This is a genomic window from Roseivirga sp., assembly GCF_049099775.1.
Taxonomy (GTDB): domain Bacteria; phylum Bacteroidota; class Bacteroidia; order Cytophagales; family Cyclobacteriaceae; genus Roseivirga.
In genome coordinates this window covers 274209-295512 of the sequence record NZ_JAGDZM010000013.1, presented here as the reverse complement: position 1 = coordinate 295512, position 21304 = coordinate 274209, and the positions used below count along the sequence as shown (strand labels likewise).

General features: G+C 38.8%; 16 protein-coding genes. 12 read left to right on the top strand and 4 right to left on the bottom strand.

Annotated features, from left to right (window positions below; all coding sequences use genetic code 11):
* Positions 1-112 precede the first annotated feature (112 nt).
* Genes JXQ92_RS18400 through JXQ92_RS18390 form a run of 3 tightly spaced genes read left to right on the top strand, consistent with a single transcriptional unit; the run spans position 113 to position 4749 of the window.
* The gene (locus JXQ92_RS18400; protein ID WP_421988113.1) at positions 113-3298 is read left to right on the top strand and encodes a WD40/YVTN/BNR-like repeat-containing protein; all 3186 of its coding nucleotides are present in this window, start codon (positions 113-115) and stop codon (positions 3296-3298) included.
* Positions 3299-3325: 27 nt separating this feature from the next.
* Positions 3326-3616 (top strand): hypothetical protein, encoded by a 291-nt coding sequence (locus tag JXQ92_RS18395; protein ID WP_421988112.1) that lies wholly within the window; start codon positions 3326-3328, stop codon positions 3614-3616.
* Between the two features lie 29 nt (positions 3617-3645).
* Positions 3646-4749, top strand: a complete 1104-nt coding sequence (locus JXQ92_RS18390; protein ID WP_421988111.1) for an MBL fold metallo-hydrolase — start codon at positions 3646-3648, stop codon at positions 4747-4749.
* 22 nt (positions 4750-4771) lie between these two features.
* Here the strand turns inward: JXQ92_RS18390 and JXQ92_RS18385 are convergent, their stop codons facing one another.
* On the bottom strand, positions 4772-6103 hold the full coding sequence (locus JXQ92_RS18385) for a glycoside hydrolase family 2 TIM barrel-domain containing protein (protein WP_421988110.1): 1332 nt from the start codon (positions 6101-6103) through the stop codon (positions 4772-4774).
* Between the two features lie 215 nt (positions 6104-6318).
* On the opposite strand from JXQ92_RS18385, the gene JXQ92_RS18380 reads away from it, so the two are divergent.
* Positions 6319-6879 carry a hypothetical protein gene (locus JXQ92_RS18380; RefSeq protein WP_421988109.1) on the top strand — a complete coding sequence of 187 codons (561 nt, stop codon included), beginning with the start codon at positions 6319-6321 and terminating at the stop codon, positions 6877-6879.
* A gap of 5 nt (positions 6880-6884) precedes the next feature.
* Here the strand turns inward: JXQ92_RS18380 and JXQ92_RS18375 are convergent, their stop codons facing one another.
* Positions 6885-9110: an alpha/beta hydrolase family protein gene (locus JXQ92_RS18375; RefSeq protein WP_421988108.1), complete on the bottom strand. Its 2226-nt coding sequence runs from the start codon at positions 9108-9110 to the stop codon at positions 6885-6887.
* 149 nt (positions 9111-9259) lie between these two features.
* On the opposite strand from JXQ92_RS18375, the gene JXQ92_RS18370 reads away from it, so the two are divergent.
* The 5 genes from JXQ92_RS18370 to JXQ92_RS18350 all read left to right on the top strand — a co-directional run bounded on the left by JXQ92_RS18370 (position 9260) and on the right by JXQ92_RS18350 (position 13908).
* Positions 9260-10036: a S1/P1 nuclease gene (locus JXQ92_RS18370; RefSeq protein WP_421988107.1), complete on the top strand. Its 777-nt coding sequence runs from the start codon at positions 9260-9262 to the stop codon at positions 10034-10036.
* A 63-nt stretch (positions 10037-10099) separates the two neighbouring features.
* Complete coding sequence (locus JXQ92_RS18365) at positions 10100-10720, top strand: hypothetical protein (protein WP_421988106.1); 621 nt, start codon at positions 10100-10102, stop codon at positions 10718-10720.
* 166 nt (positions 10721-10886) lie between these two features.
* Complete coding sequence (locus tag JXQ92_RS18360; protein ID WP_421988105.1) at positions 10887-11564, top strand: DUF1961 family protein; 678 nt, start codon at positions 10887-10889, stop codon at positions 11562-11564.
* 22 nt (positions 11565-11586) lie between these two features.
* Positions 11587-12396 (top strand): LytR/AlgR family response regulator transcription factor, encoded by an 810-nt coding sequence (locus JXQ92_RS18355; protein WP_421988104.1) that lies wholly within the window; start codon positions 11587-11589, stop codon positions 12394-12396.
* A gap of 159 nt (positions 12397-12555) precedes the next feature.
* Entirely contained in the window at positions 12556-13908 is a 1353-nt protein-coding gene (locus JXQ92_RS18350; protein ID WP_421988103.1) for a hypothetical protein, read from the top strand.
* Between the two features lie 15 nt (positions 13909-13923).
* Here JXQ92_RS18350 and JXQ92_RS18345 read toward each other — a convergent pair whose 3' ends face one another.
* Positions 13924-14439, bottom strand: a complete 516-nt coding sequence (locus JXQ92_RS18345) for a hypothetical protein (protein WP_421988102.1) — start codon at positions 14437-14439, stop codon at positions 13924-13926.
* 40 nt (positions 14440-14479) lie between these two features.
* Complete coding sequence (locus tag JXQ92_RS18340; protein ID WP_421988101.1) at positions 14480-15373, bottom strand: sterol desaturase family protein; 894 nt, start codon at positions 15371-15373, stop codon at positions 14480-14482.
* Between the two features lie 111 nt (positions 15374-15484).
* Between JXQ92_RS18340 and JXQ92_RS18335 the strand changes: the two genes are divergently transcribed.
* From JXQ92_RS18335 to JXQ92_RS18325, 3 genes are all read left to right on the top strand, one after another.
* Positions 15485-17971, top strand: coding sequence for a zinc-dependent metalloprotease (locus tag JXQ92_RS18335; RefSeq protein ID WP_421988100.1), 2487 nt, complete (start codon positions 15485-15487; stop codon positions 17969-17971).
* Positions 17972-18230: 259 nt separating this feature from the next.
* A complete protein-coding gene (locus JXQ92_RS18330; protein WP_421988099.1) occupies positions 18231-19913 on the top strand; it encodes an amidohydrolase family protein in 1683 nt (560 codons plus the stop codon).
* A gap of 20 nt (positions 19914-19933) precedes the next feature.
* Entirely contained in the window at positions 19934-21301 is a 1368-nt protein-coding gene (locus tag JXQ92_RS18325) for an amidohydrolase (RefSeq protein ID WP_421988098.1), read from the top strand.
* Positions 21302-21304 lie beyond the last annotated feature (3 nt).

The following is a 21304-nucleotide window of genomic DNA, read 5'->3' as shown; positions in this document are numbered from 1 at the left end:
CAAGAAAAACATCTTCAATAGACCAATCACAAAAGTATTTGACTGCCTTTCAAATGAAATTCAATCCAGTAGTTAATAATCATTAAATTAACACTGAACTATTACTAACATCATGCTTCGAAATAGAATAACCTTAACCATCGCATTACTTATCACCTCCTGCACTTTATGGGGCCAGCAAAGTTTAAATGACAAAATGGGTAATCAACGCTTTCGGTTTATCGGACCTGAAGGCAACCGAGCCATTGCCATAATTGGAGAACCCGGCAACCCAATGGTCAACTATATTGGTGCGGCATCTGGTGGTTTATGGAAAACAGAAGATGGCGGCATTAACTGGAGACCAATTTTCGATGGTCAGGATATTTCCTCTATCGGATCAATTGATTTAGCAAAATCAGACCCCAAGCAAGTTTGGGTTGGCACTGGAGAAACCTTTGTGATTCGCCCAGCGCACGCTATGGGTAATGGGATTTACTTTTCCCCTGATGCAGGCCGAACTTGGCAACACAAAGGATTAGAAAAAACTGGAAGGATTGGTAGAGTAATAGTGCACCCTACAAACTCAAAAGTAGTTTATGCTGCATCTCTAGGTCATACTTATGGCCCTCAGCAAGAACGAGGCATTTATAGAACAAAAGATGGTGGTGATTCTTGGGAAAGAATACTTTTCGTAGACGAAGGAACTGGAGCTGCGGACTTAGCGATTGACCCAAAAAACCCGAATATTTTATATGCGGGCATGTGGTCTGTACATATTAATTCTTGGGGCCTTAATAGTGGTGGCGCTGGTGGTGGCGTTTACCGATCAATGGATGGTGGCGACACTTGGGAGCACCTAACCTCAAAAGGATTACCGGGTGGTACAGAAAGACCAGTTGGTAAAACAGCCGTTGCGGTTTCATACTCAAACCCTAATGTTGTTTATGCACTATTCGAAATCGACAGCCCAGAGCTTTGGAGATCGGATGATAAAGGTGAGACGTGGACCTTAATGAGCCAAGACCATACTTGGAACGAAAGAGCCCCTTATTACACTCGAATCGCGGTAGGTACAGATAACCCAGATGAAGTTTACTCGATGAGCGTTCGATTCGTTCAATCTTTGGATGGTGGTAAAACACGTAGCCCAAGACCGCCAAGAGGTGGTGGCGATAATCATGACATGTGGATAGATCCTACCAACCCAGACCGAATGTTAGTAGCTCACGATGGTGGTGCCAGTATAAGTTTAAACCACGGTAGGTCATTTCAGCGTGTCGTTTTGCCAATTGCCCAAATGTATCATGTATCGGTCGACGATCAGATTCCATATAATGTCATTGGTAATAGACAAGATGGTTGGTCTTATATGGGACCAAGCAATTCTCTTCAAGGATATATTCCTCTTGGTCTTTGGAAAGGTGTAGGTGGCTGTGAAAGTGGTTTTGCCAAAGCAGATCCTAACGATAACAACATTATTTGGTCTGGCTGTTATGATGGCGGACTGGAAAGACATGATTTACGCACCGGATACTCTCGTGAAGTAAGAGTATGGCCAGAAGCAGGCTATGGCTGGGCTCCTGCCGACATGAAATATAGATGGCACTGGAATTTTCCATTGAGCTTTTCTACCCACACAAAGCATCGTGTTTATGTAGGTAGTCAGTTCGTACATCAATCAGACGATGGTGGTCAAAGCTGGCAAATCATCAGCCCAGATTTAACTTTAAACGACAAGAGCCATCAGCAAAGCTCAGGTGGTGTGGCTATCGATAACCTGATGACTTTTGATGGTTCTACCCTATTCGCCATTGAAGAATCGCCCATTGAAGCTGGTTTGATTTGGGTAGGTACTAACGATGGCCAAGTACAACTCACTAAGAATGGTGGCAAGGAATGGAGCAATTTAACGGCAAACATCCCTGACCTTCCGGCTTGGGGAACTATAGCCAATATTCACCCTTCTAAATACAATACCGGCACAGCCTACATTACGGTAGATTTACATCAAATGGGCGATTTCGATCCATACATTTACAAAACAAGCGACTATGGCCAATCTTGGAAGAAAATATCTAACGGAATTCCCAAGTCAGAATCAAGCTTTGTTCATGTAGTAAAAGAAGATCCAAAAAGAGAAGGATTGCTCTATGCAGGTATCGATAAAGGCATTTATATAAGTCATAACGATGGAGATTCCTGGGAAAGATTAAGACTTAACCTACCTCCAGCACCCGTATACTGGATGGAGGTTCAAGAGCGTTTCGATGACCTTGTGGTAGGTACTTACGGACGTGGCTACTACATTCTTGACGATTTAGGTGCCGTGCGTAACATGGACAAATTAGGCAGCAAAGCTAATCTGGTCGATATCCGTGACACCTATCGTTTTAACAGTAGAGAAAGCATTAAAACAGATGGCGGCAGTAATAACTCAGGTCAAAATCCACCAAATGGCGCTATTCTAAACTACTACTTACCGGAAAAAGTAGATGGTGAAATCAGTATTGAGATAAAAGATAATAATGGAGAGGTTATTCGTACACTGAGAGCTAGAAACAATAAAGGTGTTAACCGAGCAGTATGGAACTTGAGGTATGAATCGACCTTCCGTCCTAAATTGAGAGTACAACCTCCAGGCCGCCCATGGGTGCAATTAAACGGTGAAGGATGGCGACCATTAGTGCAATGGGATTTAGACTTGAATGCGGGGCAATTAGGACCTAGAGTTGCTCCTGGCACTTATCAAGCACAATTAATAATTAAGAATAAATCGGGTGAAGTGGTAGAATCTATGAGTAAGCCACTGAAAGTCTTAAAAGACCCAATGGCCGAAGGAAGTCAAGCCGATATAGAACAACAAGTTGCTTTTGCTCTTGAATTACGAAACGCCATGAATTTAGCTGTTGTGAATATCAATGCGGTTGAAGTTCTGAGAAAAGAGCTTGAAGAAATCATTGCAGAAGTTGGGGATAGAAGAACGCAAAAAGAGGCAGTTCGTTTGAAGGCTTTGGCAGAAGAAGTCGCAGGAAAGCTATACGATATTCATTTGACAGGTGCTCGAGAAGATGCTTTTAGGTCACCTATTAAACTTTATGGCCGACTAAGTGCGCTCGCTAGTGATATTAATGGAAGTGGCATTGATTTTAAACCGACTGATCAGCAAGGCGAAGTAAAAGAGGTGCTCAGCGATAGACTAGAAAACGCCATTGCACAATTTGATAAGCTGATCAACCAGGATATTAAAAAGTTTAACAAAGCGCTTGAACGTAAAAACAGAACCATAGAAATAGAAAAAACCGGAGGAGAGCGATAAACTCTAAATAGATCAAAAAACATATATATGCTTAAAAAACTAACTTCTTATTTGCCGAGCATGCTTTCTATTATCGTTGCTGGTATTATAACGGGCAACTTTATGTACAATAGTAATAGAAGCGAGATGGCAGCTTTGGATGGCCTTACTTACGAGGAGAAATATAACTACCTTATAGAAGGTCAAAATAATAGTTTGAATTACGATCTCTTCATGGGGATTTTCGTAATCGGGCTAATCGTTGGTTTTTATAAACTTGTTAAATGGGGTTTTAGTGCTTTATTCAATGAATTATCGAAGATTAGACCTGCTGATTGAATTTAGGTAACACTTCCAACTCGTAATTTATGCTTGTTTATATCTTAGTTGCCATTTTAGTTTTAGTGGCAATCGGTTTTTTATTCATCAATTTCCATCCTCAGTTTGGTCGAAAAGTATCTAAGACCTTGATTGAGCGATACAGCAATTCATCGCAATGGAACGGAAAAATTTTCGAAAATCAGTCTGAGACACTGATGGATATTAACCTCAAAACACTGCCTGGTCTTTTAAAACAGCAGTTTATTGGCAGAAAGTTAAGAAGCCCTGAAAAACCAATTCCATGGGTACCCTTTAACCCAAACATATGGAATAAAAATATTGAAAAGCCAAAGTTCATCTGGTATGGGCATTCTGTACTTCTACTACAACTTAATGGAAAGAATTTACTCATAGACCCAATGCTAGGACCAAACGCTGCTCCTATCTCCCCCTTTGCAGTAAAACGTTTTAGCGATAACTCACTAGACATTATCGATAACCTGCCTCCTATTGACATGGTTTTAATGACTCACGACCATTATGACCACCTAGACTACGAGAGTATAAAAAAACTGATACCTAAGGTCAGAAATTGGTTCGTTGCATTAGGTGTTTCTAGGCACCTTGAATCGTGGGGTATTCCAACTGCTCAGATTACCGAATTTGATTGGTGGGATGCACATGAATTTGAATCTATCAAAATCACATTTACACCTAGCAGGCACTTTTCTGGTCGAGGCCTAACTGATAGGGCCAAATGTCTTTGGGGTGGTTGGGTTTTCACAACCGACCAACACAACATATACTGGAGTGGTGATAGTGGATATGACGATCATTTTAAGGAGGTCGGAAAACGTTTAGGACCTTTTGACTGGGGTTTTATGGAATGTGGGCAGTATAATAAGCTCTGGCATCCAATTCATATGTTTCCAGAAGAAACTGTTAATGCATCTATAGACGCTGGCGTCAAAACATCAATACCTGTTCATTGGGGAGGCTTTCCACTCGCTCTTCATACGTGGAAAGACCCAATTGAAAGATTTACAAAAGAAGCGCAGCTTAAGAAATTAAGTATTTCCACACCAGAAATTGGAGAGATTGTTCTCTTAAATGAAGAGTCCACCAAAGATTGGTGGACTCATTTAGAATAGGCTTTAAAGCCTTATAAAACTCTTATTTATTTACGTAGAAAGGAATGTTAGCATGAGCAGTATGTTCATTGTTATCGTCAACATAAATGAATAAACGATAGGCACCTTCCTCATTTGGCGCCGTAAAAGAAACCTCTGTTCCAGGATCACTTTTTATAAGCCCTTGAATTACTTCTGGCACTTCTTCGGCGTCTCCACCTGTTGCGTTCGTGGTACTCTCTTTCATAATTTCCCATCGATATACTAAAGGGTCACCATCAGGATCGGTTACATCTACCATAGCAGCGTACGACTGACCACTCTTTAATTTGATGTTGTTCTCAGCTACTTTCGACTCTAGTTTGAAGTCGTTAATTCTTGGTGTTCTATTATCTGGCCACTCACCATTCCAAATGTAATGCATGGCATCGATTGACTCGGTTTCACGGCCATCAGGCATAAACATCCCAAACCAAGTTGGAGTTCTTTCCTGTTTCTGCCCCCATAAGAATACATAAGAACCTACAACCTGCTGCTTCTGAGATTCAATCGCTTTTCTGAACCTACTACGGTAAAAGTCTGCTTTTACTGAGCTATTATTTTCCAGCGGAGCTTGCCATTCGGTAGTACCAACCTCCCAATAACCAGTTGCACCCCATTCTGTTACCATTATAGGGCCTTCCCAGCCAGACTTTTGGATTTGTTCAGGAAGAATTTCTACTTCAGCATACATCTGGACACTTAGTATATCTATATCAGTAGCTCTTTCCTTAATTAAATGAACATACTCTTTATTCATTCCCGCTAAAGACGTAGTCGTTAAGTGGTTTGGATCAATCTCGTGGATCATCTTTGAAATATCATTCACTGCATCCCATACTTTAGGGTTTTCAGAATGGTGATTCAACTCGTTACCGATCCCCCAAATTATTAAGGCAGGGTGATCTTTAAGCGCCATTACTTCTCCTCTAATTCTTTCTAGTTGAGCTTTAACGGCAGTTTCATCATCATAATCAAACCCAAGACGTTCTCTTCCTACATCAATGCCCATCGTAACTTTTAAACCATACTTTAGCGCATCATCTAATACTTCTTTCCCCGATCGTCGGCCATTATCTGTTCTCCATGTTCTAAAAGAATTAGCACCGTGTGCCGCAAGTTTTGGAATACTACCATATTCTAAACCAGCCCCTTGAATATAGAAAGGCTTATCGTTTACAAAAAGCTGATAACCCTCAGCAGTTTGTCGAATTTCAGATTTAGAAACAGTATTGTCATCATTTTCTTGTTCAGTGGTAGCTTGGCAACCGAGCAACATAATTGCTATTGAAAATGACAAAATTGATTTTACGGAAAGAAATGATTTAATCGTCATCGAAATGGTTAAAAGTTTAAGACCTTAATATCTCAAATTTTTAATAACTAAAACTATCCACTTACCCTAAAGTGATTCTTTTAAGACAGTTGATGTGTTATTGATGTATTATTCCTCGAATAACTGGCTCAATCGCTTTTTGAAAGTATTTGCTAAGACCAATCAATGGCCTTATTTTGATAAACTAAATATCAGCTGCAAACAAGTATTGATTCATGAACGAACTCTTAAGAAAGCTTAAATTGACACAAAGTTTTATAACAGAGTTAGAAGTTAGTAAAAGCGAGTTTCTGCAAGTTTTTAAGGCTTCTGTAGACCCCGGCACCACTAGCCACTTTTCAGACACTTTCGAGGTTTTCAAGTCAAGTAAAAACGAATATAAAGGGCGTATTGGGTACAATGATTTTAAAATAAAGAAAAGGAAAAAACTATTTGATTTCAACGTGAATCTAGCCGTTGCCGAAGGATCGTTTATAGAGAAAAACAATACTTTAATTATTGAAACAAAAGTAAATGGCTTTATAGGGGCCATGATTCCCTTCTACATTTTCGTGACTCTTTTCTACCTAATATTCTTAATTGGTTTTCCTGTTACCAACCCTGAAGCTGGCTTTGAAGGTTTTTTAATCATTCCATTTATAATAATTCATGCCGCTTTTATGCTAGGCATCCCATATTTCTTTATGAGAAATAGCACGAAAAGAATGGTTCACGATTTAGAAAGAGACTTTTTTTACATGACTAAAAACCTAAACTCATATAAGAAAACGAACTAAGAAGTCTATTTCTTTTCTTCATCCTCTTTCGGGAAGAAGTATTTATCATAATAGTTGAAAATTCTCTCCCACTGATCGTAATAGTCGCTCTCAGTGCTTGCCCAACCTGCGCCATGGCCGCCTTTCATATAGTTGACCCAAGTCACGTCTTTTCCAAGTCTTCTGAGTGCGTAGTACATTTCACGGGAATTAGTACCCGGTACATTCCAATCACCTTCACCAGAAATTAACATATGTGGTGTTTTAACACGATCTGCAAAGAAAACTGCAGAAGTTTGGAAGTACTTTAATGGTTCGTTCCAAAAAGAACCTCCTATCCTATCCTGACCGACTTCTGCTGCCGCATAATTCCGTGTTCCTATTTTAGGGCTATCTCCTAAAAAGCTAATAATGTTAACCTTACCAGAAATATTGATGGACGCTGCAAAACGATCGGTTTGGGTAATTATCAATGATGTAGCATAGCCACCATAACTTGTCCCCTGGACACCAACCTTGTCGTTGTCAACCTGACCTCTTTCTACTAATAAATTAATCGCTGAGGTAACACCTTTTAACCACGCTTCCCCAGGATACCCTTGCTCTAAATCAACTGATGGTCTTAGTCCGAAATAGCCGCGGTTAGCCAACAAATTCATCGATGAGCGATAGCCATTATTGAAGAACGTTTCATAAACTTCTAAGACGAGTGGATATTTCTTGTTCGGGTCGTAGTCAACGGGATAATACAGTATCCCCTTTAACTCTTCACCATCAGCATCTCGATAGGAAATAAGCTCAGAATACGTCCATTTCTTATTAGAAACCCATGGGTTTAAGTCAGTTAATTGATCTTCTGAATTAAAATCAAGCGTATTCGTAAATACATTATTTGGTCGATCTCCATCTGATTTGCTGTATACTACTCTATCTGTATCTCGGGCAAAACGCCAACCGCTATACAAATTTTTATTCGTCATCAGATCTTCAAATTCACCTTCGTCAATGTTAAAGCGTTGAATTCCTCTTACCCAATCTTCCTTTTCCGAGTAAGAGACATAAAGATAATTACCATCATTCGACCATTTGACGACATTTCTATTCGGAGCCAACTTCTTTTCCTCATCGGTTTGAGGCAATTCATAAATCATTTTCAGGTCATCACCATTCGCATTTATCGTCCACCACCCCTTCTTGGAACTTAATAAGAGCTTGCTTCCAATCGAATTCCATCTAACAACGGAAAACTTGACCGCCTTCTCGTTCTCTTCATCTTCAAAAGCTTTTCCTTTGGTAATGTTAACCGGCTCTTTTGTTCCAAATGTGCTCAAATCGTCTACATAAACATTTCCAGAGTCAACCCATGCAAACTTTCGGTCCGCTTCATCCCACCAATAACGTCTTCTTTTGTCCGATCTTTCATAAACTGCGATAGGTTCAGCCTCTTTTTCGATGAGTTTTATGTAACTCATTTTGTACTCCGTTCCATCGTTTCGTGTATAACTCGTTTTTGTTCTGAAATTCTCAGTAAACGATAAAAAACGTCCTTCACGACTAATAGATACTCCACCATAACTAGACTCAGGCAAAAGATCGTCTACTCTACCTGATTTTATATTGATTTTCACAACTTGCGCTAGGCCACCAGTAAGACCAATTCTATCCCACTTTAAGAATTCGTCATTGCCATCGTAAACTACAATAGGCCCTTCAGTAGCTTCTTTATATTCTGCCATGGCTTTTTCGAACCAACCCTCTTTTCTCACTGAAAGGACAACTTCATGGCCATTAGGCATAACATTAATACCAGAATTAGAAGTTAGAATTCTCGAATCTTTTACTTTGACATATTTGACGCGCTTGTTTTTAACTTCATAATAGGCCAAAACCAATTTATCCTCTTGCTGCTGAAGGAAGAACAGCTTTTCACCATCCTCATCCCATGTCAAATTCGTAACGCGAACAGGCTCGTTAAAAACAGCTGTCTGCTGGCCTGTGTTTGTATTAACTACCACCAAGTTACCAGCTCTTAAATTCAAATAACTCGGATCCCTGAATCTGAAATGATCAGTTCCAAACCTTGCCTTACCGTCTGAAATGGTTCCGGCCAAGAGAGCACCATCATTGCTAAGTGTTTGACTACCCAGCGATTTTACTTTAATAGCATCTTCAACTGTAAATGCTGTTTTCTGTGCTGAAATGGTAGAGGCTATCAGCAAGAATAAAATGAGTGAGATGGAGATTTTTTTCATGGGTCAATGATTTGAAGCAAAATAATGAATCGACATTAGATTGCCTTTATAGATTTTATAACTGGTCGTTTTCATAATGTACATTTAAATAAATAGTAACCGTAGATTGCTCTGTTTTTAGTAAGCTTGCAACCATAAAAAAAAGTACTATGAGATTCATAAGCATATTAATCACATTATTCTTTGTCAATACTAACCCAACACCTAATGAAGCTTATTGGGGCCAGATTGGGCATAGAACTATTGGTCATATTGCCGATGGTATGCTTTCTAAGAAGGCTACTAAAAAAGTCAAAAAAGTACTGGGCACAGAAACTCTTGCCGAAGTAAGTACTTGGATGGATGAAATCAGGTCAGATAATGCTTACCGCTATGCAAACACATGGCACTATTGCACCATACCCGATGGAATGACCTACGAAACTGCACCGAAACAAAATGGTGGTGATGTAATTTGGGCTATAGAACGCATTATAAATAAGTTAAAATCTGGTGCGCTATCGGCCAATGAAGAAGCAGAAAATTTAAAGTTCCTCGTTCACCTTGTAGGAGATATTCACCAACCGTTGCATGTAGGAAATGGTGAAGATCGTGGTGGAAATGATGTGAAGGTGGAGTGGTTCGGCAATAGCACAAACCTGCATAGCGTGTGGGATTCCCGAATGATAGATGGCAAACAGTTTAGTTATACTGAATTGGCTGATTGGGTAAACCATCCCACAAAAAGCGAAATAAAAGAATGGCAAAAAGCGACAGTGAGAGAATGGGCAATGGAATCAATGTCCTTCAGAGAGCAAGTATATGCTGTTCCTGAAAATGGTCGATTGAGCTACCGCTATTCGTATGACAACTTTGACTTAGTAAAGCAGAGAATCCTTCAAGCTGGGGTAAGACTTGCTGGAGTCATTAACGAAATCTATAGATGATATTTTTTTAATCACCATAAAAGACCTTAACTTAGGTACTAACCAAATTTAATCCATAATTAGATGAAAATAATCACAACAATAGCCACACTTATTCTAATAACTCAGTTAACTATCGCTCAAGAAGGAAATGACTATGCGCGAGTATCAAAAGTAAATGGAATTCCTGTGTATATATTTAATGAGCCTTTGAATGATTATGACGTAGTTGCAAGTCGAGGTACTGGTGGTAAAGCAGGATCATTATTAACTGGCGGACTTGTCAATGAAGGAATCAGTGGTAAGGTTAGTCAATATGTTAAGCGTCTAACAAAATTATCGAAAAAGAAGAAAGGTTTCGAATTTGATGCCATTTTATACTCCTCTGGAAAACAAGCTATCGCTATTAAATTCAAAGAAGATTTAGATCCAGCAAAAAAAGATCTGGCCCGAGTCAAAAACATCAATGGGACACTTGTTTTTGCTCTATGTGAACCAATCGTAGAATATGATTTAGTAGTTGAAAAATCAGGAGGAGCTAAAGTGGGGTCTTATTTGTCTGGAGGATTAGCTAATAAAGGAATAGAAGGTGATTTAACCCAGTTCGCAAGACGTATTAAAAAAGCCGCTGAAGAAGAAGGAAATACGATAGACGCAATTCTATACAATGCAGGAAAAAGAGCAATAGGAATAAAATTCAACTAAACAATCTAAATGATTATTAATTAGATTTTCAAAACACTTAAGACTTGTCAGATTTGAACGATAGTATCTTCACTCTTTACTAAACGGCTTTCACAGAAAAAACAAAGGGGTTCACAGAACTTTTTTGCCTAGTACTGATCAACCACTCATCTTTTAAAAAAAAGAGATGAGACTATTATTAAGCGGTATACTAATCACCCTTTTCCATATAGGGCAAGCACAAAATCGAAAGTCATTCACAATACAAGAACTAGCCAATTGGCCAACATATGGCATTGGGAAAGCGAGCATTCAAAATGATGCGCTGGTATTGGAGGAAACTGAAGGGTCGGATGGTTTATTTCTGATAAGCCCAAAGTCTTATCAAGGAGAACTTACCATAACCTATAAGGTAAAGGCACTATCGGAATCAGCTGTGCAAATTGTTTTGTTCTCTGCCTCAGATGAGGGTAAATCGACTGATTTAACTATCCCTGAATCAAATGATCTTAGCCCAAGGGAAGTGTGGAATTGGAGAACAACTCTGGAACATTACAACCTAACCTTCAATAATAAGTCGCACGGAATTCGTCCATTCTTCTATAAAAACATAAGTCCTTATGAAAAAGGATTTCGCCTTGACCAACCGAACAATATTATGGTAACAGAGCGATGGTATGATGTGGAAATTATAAAGAAAGATAAAACCGTCAGGTTTACTCTCGACGGCAAACTGATTTTTGAAGTAAAAGATCATGAACCTTTACCTGGTGGACATATTATACTTAGAATTAGCGGTACTAATGGCGATGAAATAATCTTTGCTAAAGCGGCTTATAAAGATTTTGTGCTTACCCACGGCTAAAAGCCATAACTTGATTGGACTAATGAAATTGAACAGTTCAGGTCCGCTTAAACAAGAATACATTATTCATATAATGTTATGGTGTGGCGTTCTTTTATTTCCCTATATCAAGTTCATTGAACTAGAGGGAGGTTATCCGGAGACCTTTCTACATGAATTGAATTCAATTTTCTTCATCATCCTACCCTCTTATGCTTTCTATCTTTGGTGGCTCCCCCTTACTTCAAAAAACAAACTCAATTGGCTCCCAGTGCTTTTACTCATATTTGTGGGTACAATATTCGCATATGAATATTCTGACAGCTTATTTCATGATAATAATTATCAACCGTTTTCATGGAATCATTTCTTATCTGATGTCATTAAAATTTCTGCTTTTATTCTATTCTTTCTTGTCCTCTTTCTTGTCAAAGGTCTATTAAAACAAAAGGAAGAAATCAGGCGAGTTTCTGAAGCTAAAAAGTCCGTAGAACAGGAAGCAGTCCAAGCTCATTCAAAGTCAACCATCGACGAAATTCATTATCTGTATGCAGATAAAACCACTTATAAAGTCAAATCATCTGAAATCCGCTTTATAAAGGCAGAAATTGATTATGTAAAAGTTGTGTGCATAGATAAGGAGATACTTATTTTAGATAGTCTCAGAAAATGGAAAGACAAACTCAACAAGCAAGGTTTCATTCAGTCACATAGATCCTATCTAGTAAACCTGAACGGGATCATTAGTATTTCCAAGAATGAAATCAACCTAAAAGACCATACATTACCCATTGGACCTACCTACAAAGCGGAATTAGTCAATGCTTTTAAGCAAGTGACTTCTTATGTATAATAACCACGATTCGTTTAGTCAAGTTTAACTAGCTGGAAAAGAAAGTTTCAGCTAATACAATTCATATTAACCTTATGACTTCATAACACTATCTTTTTTATTGATTTCTTTTATAGATTTAAACATAATTTATTCTATATTTTACATTACTTTTAATCCATGCACAAGAAATACATTTTTATATTAATAATTGCTTTAACATTATTATCTACTTTATTAATCACAAACAACATTATTGGGCAACGTTTGGCATCAACAGCAAACGAACAAGTACAGCAAATTTTAAACGAGCAATTAGAATTAAGCTCATTTAACATTGAATATGACGAGATAACAGCCAGTCCTATCAACGGTAGTCTCACAATCCATGGGTTCGAAGCACTAGACAGCATTGGCGACTACGGACTATCTGCTGATCGAATCAAACTATCGTTACCACTTTCAGAATTATTATCAATCAAAGACGATAAGTCAATTTATTCCTTTGAGAAAATATCATTTACACTTATTGACCCCAAGATCATTTACCCGAATGATGTAACCCGACTATTAGGTGAATCAATCAAGCTCACTTTTGATGGAGAATTACCGTTTTCTCAAATCAAGAAAATCGACGATGGCCTATTGCCAACTACCTACCAATCTGTGAAGGTAGAAGCAAAAAACATCTACTGGTGGAATATAAATGAGATTAATAATGAACTAGGCAATAACTATCAAGAGGCCTTAAATGACATGTCTCAATCGCCAGTAAGTTTAAGCTTTGGCGCCGCCTTTATTCCCGATGAAAAACGGCTGGCGTTCAATGATTGGGAAATAGAAACGACTAATTCAAAATTAAATGGGTTGGCAGAACTAAGATTTAGTGGTGAAAACATAAATGATTTTGAGTTGAGTGGGCTAACTATGGAGTCTGAATATGACCTGAGCCTTTCGAAAAGTCTCGACCCAGAATTTGTCGATCTTTCTATCGGTCGAATGCAAGGTCGCTTTCTGATAGACGTAGAACTTGATAACATAATAGACTTAATCCAAACTGATAATTTTATCGAAGAGTCACCTATCAAAAACTTTGAATTGGACTTTAAAATCGAAGATTTTAAGTTGTCTACTACCGAGAAACTAGGCTATAGCATATCGAAGTTCGGAATATCATTGATCCAGGAGGAGTTGTTTGTAGACGAGTTATCGTTTAAGCTACGGAAACAAAATCAAGGCTTAAACATCAACGACATCAATCTAGAACTTAAAGATTTTATCAGACTTGATGCAAACGCAGTCCTAGTCTACAAAACAGAAGCCATGTCATCGCTACTTCTACAAAGAAATACAGAAGTACTTACCTTTAAAAATGCTCAAGTATACCTAAAACCATTTTCCGATGAAGCAGAGGAATTAATTCAAAAGTGGGAAAAGAATAAATCTAATATACTGATCAAAAAAAGAGGTAAGTATCGTTTTCAGCTGACTGGCCCAGTAATTAACCCAATAGTGAATGATCTAAACAATTAACCTCTATCCTTCTTTTTAATCTTTTTTCAAGTATTTTTTTGGCAGTTTATATTCAGGAGTCTCTCCCATCCAGAACACGCTTACAATCCACCAACGATCACCTGCATTTAGTAATTGAATACTATTGATTCCGCGTGCAAACGGCTCTTTATCTTCTAAGGTTCGCCTTGATTCATAAGTACTGAAAACGTGAGAAATAGTGCCATAAGATTCTGTTTTACGACTAACTTCCACCTCAAAAAAACCACTCTGTTCAAGGCCTGCCCCTGCCTGATCAATATATTGCTGAACTGTCCAGTAGAGGTATTGAACTTTACCGTCTCTTTTAAAAGAAGGTACCAGCTTGCCTTCTGGAATAAATAAACTTTTCATTCTGTCCCAATCTCTTTTCTGCCCAGCAGGGCCTGAAATCACATCATACAAAGCACCCAGAATAGCGTCGGCTGATTTTACATCTTCCGGTTTAGCCTCTTGAGCAAAAAGTGACGTTGACAATGCAAGTGTAATTGTAAGTGCGATAATTTTTCTCATGGTTGATTTTTTAGGAAAACTAAAGATACTCAGAAATCTATCATTGGTTTTTCTTGCTGAAACCATGAGTAATTTGGCCCCAGAAGTCTTTAGGAAATTTAGTAATTCCGGGAAAACCCAACTTTATTGACTTACCACTTGAAGGGATATACGCTGTTCCAAAAATGTAGTCCCATACACTCAATGTTAAGCCGAAATTTACTCCAGTTTTGCGGTTTTCAGGCAGGTCATGTGCATGATGCCACATATGCATATTTGGATTGTTAAAGATGTATTTCAAAGGCCCCAAATTCACTTTAATATTGGCATGATTCCAATGCCCAACAGCGAGCGTAAACATATGCACATAAAAGAAGTCGTCGATACCAAAACCGATCATGGCCAACGGTAAATATTCTATAGTTCTATAAACTAGCGTCTCCATCCAATGATACCGTAAATGTGCGGCAAAGCCCATTTGTTCTACAGAATGGTGCACCTTGTGAAATCTCCAAAGAAACGGCACGGCATGCAATAAGCGGTGTGTCCACCACTGAACAAAATCTCGAATAATAAATAATGCGAAGAGCTGGGCAACAATAGACCATGAGCCTATCTCTATTGCCACCAAATTATTTAAACCCAATTGTGCTAAAAGATTCGAAAATGCGTCCACCACAACTTCAGACAATGCGTTAAAAATGATTAGAGAGAAAAGAAAAAAATTAAAGAACATATAGAAAGTATCTAACCAAAAATCCTTTCTAAACTTAGGCTGATCTTTTCGCCAAGGTCTTAACCATTCCCAAGCCAAGAAGATCAGAGAAATACCGATCAGGGCCCAAAAATAATTCTGCCACCATGGCTTATAATCATATTGAAACGTAATCTCCTGCCAAAGGTAGTTAGCGTACCCTTGATATGCACTCTGAACAATCTCCCAATATCTATTCACAACGTAATACTTGTATTTCGACCACTAACATAATGAATTACCCACTTTGGGAATAGTCTTTTCTCCTTTCAAGTGAAAGTGTTTCATTACAATGAAATGAAAATAAACCTGATGATAAAGAAACACAACCTAAAGAGGGTTGCTAGCCTTTGCTTAACCGGCGCCTTTTTGTTGACGCTAGGGAATGATGCTTTAGCCCAACGCAAGAAGCGAAATCAAAAAGCTGAAACGGCTCCAACAACGGAAAAACCAACTCCTCCGAAAAAGAAAGAAAAAACATATGCCTCTTTGGTAAAAGGTATGAAAGCCGATGAAGGGCTTTTTACCACATACACTAAGGATGGTAAAATCATGTATGAGATACCTAAAAGTGAACTTGGAAAAGATATGCTTTGGGTTACTCGATTAGTATCTGCACCAGAAAATTTTGGTGGTGGATTTGTCGCTTCAGGTTCTAAAATGATAGAACAAGTAGTACGTTGGGAAGAAAAAGGCGGTAAAATTTACCTTAAGAAAATGTCTTTCAACAATGTAGCTGACAGTACGGATGCCATTTATAAATCTGTAGTAAACAACAACTTTGCTCCTATTATCGGTTCATTCAAAGTAATGGGACAGCCTGAAGATTCAGCCGCATACCTAGTTGATGTGACGCAATTCTTTACCGCCGACACGAGATCGATTAGTGCAATGTCTGGAAGATTCAGAACACAATTTCAAGTGAGAAGACTTGATGCGTCAAAAAGCTATACAGAATCAGTAAAGTCATTCCCTGAAAATGTAGAAGTACGACAAGTTATGACTTATGACGCTGGCCGACCGCCTTCAAATGCAAGTGCAGGCCTTATTTCAATGCAAGTAGCTCAGTCAATGATAAAACTTCCTGAAACGCCAATGATGCCACGTTTGGCCGATCAGCGAGTAGGTTGGTTTGCCATGGGAAATGTGAATTATAGTTCAAATAAGCTCAAAGGAGACCAAGTACGATTTTTAAAAAGATGGAGGTTAGAACCAAAAGATCCTGCAGCATATGCAAGAGGTGAATTGGTAGAACCAGTAAAACCAATCGTTTATTATTTAGACCCTGGAACTCCTGAAAGGTTCAAAAAGTGGTTTAAACTGGGTATTGAAGATTGGCAAGTAGCCTTTGAAGCAGCTGGTTTTAAAAATGCAATAATTGCAAAAGAACCACCCACCAAAGAAGAAGATCCAGATTGGAGCCCAGAAGATACGCGTTACTCCACAGTAAGATACATTGCTAACATGACGCGAAATGCCACTGGGCCAAGTACTGCCGACCCTCGAAGTGGTGAAATTATTGAAAGTGATATTATTTGGTACCATAATCACCTAAGATCATATAGAAACTGGTACTTGATTCAAACTGGTGCAGCTAACCCTAAAGCCAGAACACTTGAAACACCAGAAGAAGACATTGGGGAAATGATGCGGGCCGTAATTGCTCATGAAATAGGTCATGCATTAGGCCTACCGCACAATATGAAGGCTAGTTCAGCTTATCCAGTTGAATCACTCAGAGACCCAGAATTTACTCAAGAATACGGTGTAGCCCCTACTATTATGGATTATGCACGGGTAAATTATATAGCACAGCCTGGTGACGGCGTAGAACGTTTCATTAGAAAAATTGGCCCTTACGATAAATACGTAATCAATTGGGGTTACAGAGTTATTCCTGGTGCTAATACGCCAGAAGCCGAAACCAGCACTTTAGATCAATGGATTTTAGATAAGGCGGATGATAGAATGTATAGGTTTGGAAGCAGCAATGGTTTCAACCCAGAATCTCAAACCGAGGACTTAGGCGATAACAGCGTTTTAGCCAGTACTTATGGTATGATGAATCTGATGAAAGTAATTCCTAACCTATTAGATTGGACTACTACCGATGGTGAAGACTATACTGAAACAAGAGAGATTTATAACGAATCAATCGGTCAGTGGAGAAGGTTTGTCGGGCATGTGGTAACAACAATTGGCGGTGTAACAGAAGATTTTAAATCTGCAGATCAAGAAGGTGCCGTATACAATGTAGTACCAGAAAAACGTCAAGTAGAAGCCATGGCTTGGATGCATAAACACGCTTTTTCAACCCCAGAATGGTTACTAGATGAAGGTTTACTGAGAAAACTCGAAGGATACGGCGCTGTAAACAGAATTCGTACAACACAAGTATCTTACCTAAACCGTCTTTTAGATGCTACTAGAGCGCAACGTTTAATTGAAGCTGAAGCCTTTAAAGGAAGAAATACTTACACCATTTATCAGCTTTTCGCAGATACCAGGAAAGGACTCTTTAGCGAACTTTCAAGTGGAGCTGTTATTGATACTTACAGAAGAAACTTACAACGTGCCTTCGTGGCAAGACTTGAGTTCATGATGAACAATGAGTCTAGTCAGTTCCAAGCAAGACAAGTAAGCATTTCTCAATCAGATATTCGGCCAGTTGTAAAAGCTGAATTGAAAACACTTCAAAGAGATGTCAATAGCGCGATGTCTAAATATTCAGATCGGGCAAGCAGATTGCACTTAGAAGACCTAAAAGACCGCATTAGCAATATTTTAGATCCTAAGTAATTCTTAACAATCATAAAAAAAGGGCTCTAACGAGCCCTTTTTTTATGTCTTTTCGGTAAATAATCTTAGAGAATTTAAAGATTAAATAAGCCTTAAAGGTGGCGGAGGACAATATCTATGTAGAGAATACAAAAAGAGCCCTTACCCTCAAAACCAATATAAAACCACTCTCATATTTGGCTTTGAATTGAAGCCACCTTTGAAGTATATTATGCCTTGAACTAATCTTAACTAAATATTGAATATGAAATCCTTTCGAATGTTACGTCTACACTTAGTGTTGCTCCTATCATTCACAGTATTGCATACATCTTTGGCACAAAGTGATCCATCTGGAACATCAGCAGTGACAAGGACTTACGCAATTACAAATGCCACGGTGATAACAAAACCGGGTAGTGAAATGAAAGACGCTACTGTAGTGATTAAGGATGGTTTGATTGTCGGAGTTGGCAAAAACCAAACTATACCTGCCGATGCTGAAGTAATTGATGCATCTGGGCTTTATGTCTACCCAGCTTTTATTGATGGGTTGGCTAATACTGGTGCTAAAAGACCTGAGAATCTTCCAAGACCTCAGAATTTATTCACACCTGATCCTCCAAACGACTATGCAGGAATTACACCTGAGAATAGTGTTTTATCTCAGTTAGATGTAAAAAGTAGTACCATAGGAAACATCCGAAAAATAGGTTTCGCAATTTCTCATACGGCGCCTTATGGTAGAATGCTACCAGGTTCAGGATCTCTCATTCTATTGAAAGATGCCAACCATATGGATGAATTGGTCCTAGCAAAAGATGTAGCGCTTTACGCTCAGTTTGTTGGTGCACCGGGTGCTTATCCTGGTAATATTCTTGGAATAATGGCTAAATGGAGAAATTTGTATAGAAACGCAGTTCAGCACAAAGATCATGTGGCACTATACGCTGAAAATCCATCTGGGCTACCACGTCCAGTGAATGACAGAGTAAGTATGGCATTCCACCCAGTAATTGCACAGCGCAAAGCAGTAATGTTCGACGTAAGCAGTATGCTAGACGTTCGCAGAGCGATGAGACTTCAAAACGATCTTGGTTTTAAACTAATGATAGCTGGAGTAGAACAAGCTTGGGATATTATGGATGAATTAAAATCCACTGGAACTCCAATTTTCCTTTCTATGGATTTACCAGATGAGCCAAAAGAGATAAAGGATAAAGATAAAAGCGAAGAGGTTATTGCCCTAGAGGCTAAACGTGATGAGTTCTACAAAACTTATGTAACGCAAGCTGGCAAACTTCAAGAAGCAGGAATCAAATTCGGATTTTCTACTAAAGGTACTTCTAACGGTAAAATCAAAAAGAATTTGATGACAATGATTGAAAATGGACTTAGCGAAGATGCAGCATTGGCAGCATTAACTACAAATCCAGCTTCAATGTTAGGAATTGATAAAGTTACTGGAACAGTCGAATCAGGTAAAATGGCCAATGTAATGATTACCACTGCACCTTATTTCACTAAAGATTCACAAGTAAAAATGATGTTCGTTGATGGTGATAGACATGATTATGAAGTGAAAGAAAAGAAAGCTAAGAAAGAAGAGGGAACTGAAAAAGAAGCAACTCCGGCAGCTGCGAGTGACGATCCAATCTTAGGAACATGGTCTTACACTTTCACAACCCCAGGCGGTGATCAGTCTGGCAAAATGATCATTAAAAAAGAAGAAGGTAAGTATACTGGTGTTTTAACCAGCAGTGATGGTAGCCCAGACAACGACATGAACAATCTCAACTTCAGAGATGGTGAACTATCTTTTGATTTCGCAATTGATGGTGGAGGTCAATCGATCGAAATCGTTGTTGTAGGTCAAGTATCTGGGAAGAGTTATGATGCTGAAGCTTCTGTTGCAGCATTTAATGTAACGTTTGAACTGACAGCTACAAAAGACGGCGTTTAAACTAGCTAAAGAAAAAAATCATGAAAATGAAAAACATAATAACAATCCTCCTAGCCCTGTTTAGCACAGTTGCGTTGGCCCAAGTGCCAAAAGGAGACTTATTGATAAAAGGCGGTACGGTATTAACGGTGACCAATGGTACGCTAGAAAACACGGATGTACTCGTTCGAGATGGTAAAATTTCGAAAATAGGAAAAGGACTTCGTGCCCCTAGAGGAGTGGAAACTTTGGATGCCTCTGGCAAATTTGTTATGCCAGGAATCATCGATGCTCATTCCCACATTGCGGGCAGTGCCATTAATGAAGGAACTAGTCAAGTAACTTCAGAAGTGAGCATGGAAGATGTAGTTAACCCCTTAGATGTTTCTATTTATAGAGCATTAGCAGGTGGTGTAACTAGCATTCACCTTATGCACGGTTCTGCCAATGTAATTGGAGGTCAGAATGAAACACTTAAACTTCGTTACGGTTTTACTAATCCTGATGATTTAAGGTTTGAAGGTGCGCCAAGAACTATCAAGTTCGCGCTAGGGGAAAACCCTACAAGAGGTGGTCGTTCAAGAGGAATTCAGCCTCAAAGTCGTATGGGTGTAGAAAACATGCTGAGAAATTCATTTACTCAAGCTGTTCAATACAAGAAAAAGTGGGATGCCTATAATGCGAATAAGTCCGCTAGAAAAGTAGCTCCAGAATATGACTTAAGGCTTCAGACCTTAGTAGACATTATGAATGGTGATGTATTAGTTCACTGTCACTCCTATAGAGCCGATGAGATTTATATGCTCTTAAAAGTGTTCAGTGATTTCAATATCCCTAAACTGACTTTCCAACATGCTAATGAAGCTTATAAAGTGGCACCAGAATTAGCAGCTTTCGGAGCAACAGCTTCAGTATTTGCCGATTGGTGGGCCTATAAACTTGAAGTATACTACTCTACTGCCTATAACGCAGCTATTTTAACGAAAGCGGGTGTTAATACGTCAATCAACTCTGATTCTGGAGAACTAATCAGACACTTATTTCACGAAGCTGCTAAAACGCAGAAATATGGTGATTTAACAGATGATGAAGCACTAGCAATGATTACATTGAACCCTGCGAAGCAACTAGGAATAGATAGCCGAGTTGGTTCATTAGAAGAAGGTAAAGATGCTGACATCGCTATTTTCGATGCGCATCCATTATCTGTTTATGCTGTTCCATTAATGACTTTTGTTGATGGTGTAAAATACTTTGACAAAGCAGATGACCTGAAAGATGTTAGATTATACATCAACCCTGAAGCGGCTATTGAAGATGTCTTGATTTATGAAAGACATGATGATCATAGATGTCTAGAAGACGCACATCTGTTAACGATGGAAGAATTATTCTCCAATAAAAAATAAAGA

What these genes read in the sequence shown, in the direction of transcription:
- JXQ92_RS18325 (WP_421988098.1), top strand. Translation starts at nt 19,934, where the DNA reads ATGAAAATGAAAAACATAATAACAATCCTCCTAGCCCTGTTTAGCACA.
- JXQ92_RS18370 (WP_421988107.1), top strand. Translation starts at nt 9,260, where the DNA reads ATGAGATTCATAAGCATATTAATCACATTATTCTTTGTCAATACTAAC.
- JXQ92_RS18385 (WP_421988110.1), bottom strand. Translation starts at nt 6,103, where the DNA reads ATGACGATTAAATCATTTCTTTCCGTAAAATCAATTTTGTCATTTTCA.
- JXQ92_RS18335 (WP_421988100.1), top strand. Translation starts at nt 15,485, where the DNA reads ATGATAAAGAAACACAACCTAAAGAGGGTTGCTAGCCTTTGCTTAACC.
- JXQ92_RS18395 (WP_421988112.1), top strand. Translation starts at nt 3,326, where the DNA reads ATGCTTAAAAAACTAACTTCTTATTTGCCGAGCATGCTTTCTATTATC.
- JXQ92_RS18375 (WP_421988108.1), bottom strand. Translation starts at nt 9,110, where the DNA reads ATGAAAAAAATCTCCATCTCACTCATTTTATTCTTGCTGATAGCCTCT.
- JXQ92_RS18345 (WP_421988102.1), bottom strand. Translation starts at nt 14,439, where the DNA reads ATGAGAAAAATTATCGCACTTACAATTACACTTGCATTGTCAACGTCA.
- JXQ92_RS18400 (WP_421988113.1), top strand. Translation starts at nt 113, where the DNA reads ATGCTTCGAAATAGAATAACCTTAACCATCGCATTACTTATCACCTCC.
- JXQ92_RS18350 (WP_421988103.1), top strand. Translation starts at nt 12,556, where the DNA reads ATGCACAAGAAATACATTTTTATATTAATAATTGCTTTAACATTATTA.
- JXQ92_RS18355 (WP_421988104.1), top strand. Translation starts at nt 11,587, where the DNA reads ATGAAATTGAACAGTTCAGGTCCGCTTAAACAAGAATACATTATTCAT.
- JXQ92_RS18390 (WP_421988111.1), top strand. Translation starts at nt 3,646, where the DNA reads ATGCTTGTTTATATCTTAGTTGCCATTTTAGTTTTAGTGGCAATCGGT.
- JXQ92_RS18380 (WP_421988109.1), top strand. Translation starts at nt 6,319, where the DNA reads ATGAACGAACTCTTAAGAAAGCTTAAATTGACACAAAGTTTTATAACA.
- JXQ92_RS18360 (WP_421988105.1), top strand. Translation starts at nt 10,887, where the DNA reads ATGAGACTATTATTAAGCGGTATACTAATCACCCTTTTCCATATAGGG.
- JXQ92_RS18330 (WP_421988099.1), top strand. Translation starts at nt 18,231, where the DNA reads ATGTTACGTCTACACTTAGTGTTGCTCCTATCATTCACAGTATTGCAT.
- JXQ92_RS18365 (WP_421988106.1), top strand. Translation starts at nt 10,100, where the DNA reads ATGAAAATAATCACAACAATAGCCACACTTATTCTAATAACTCAGTTA.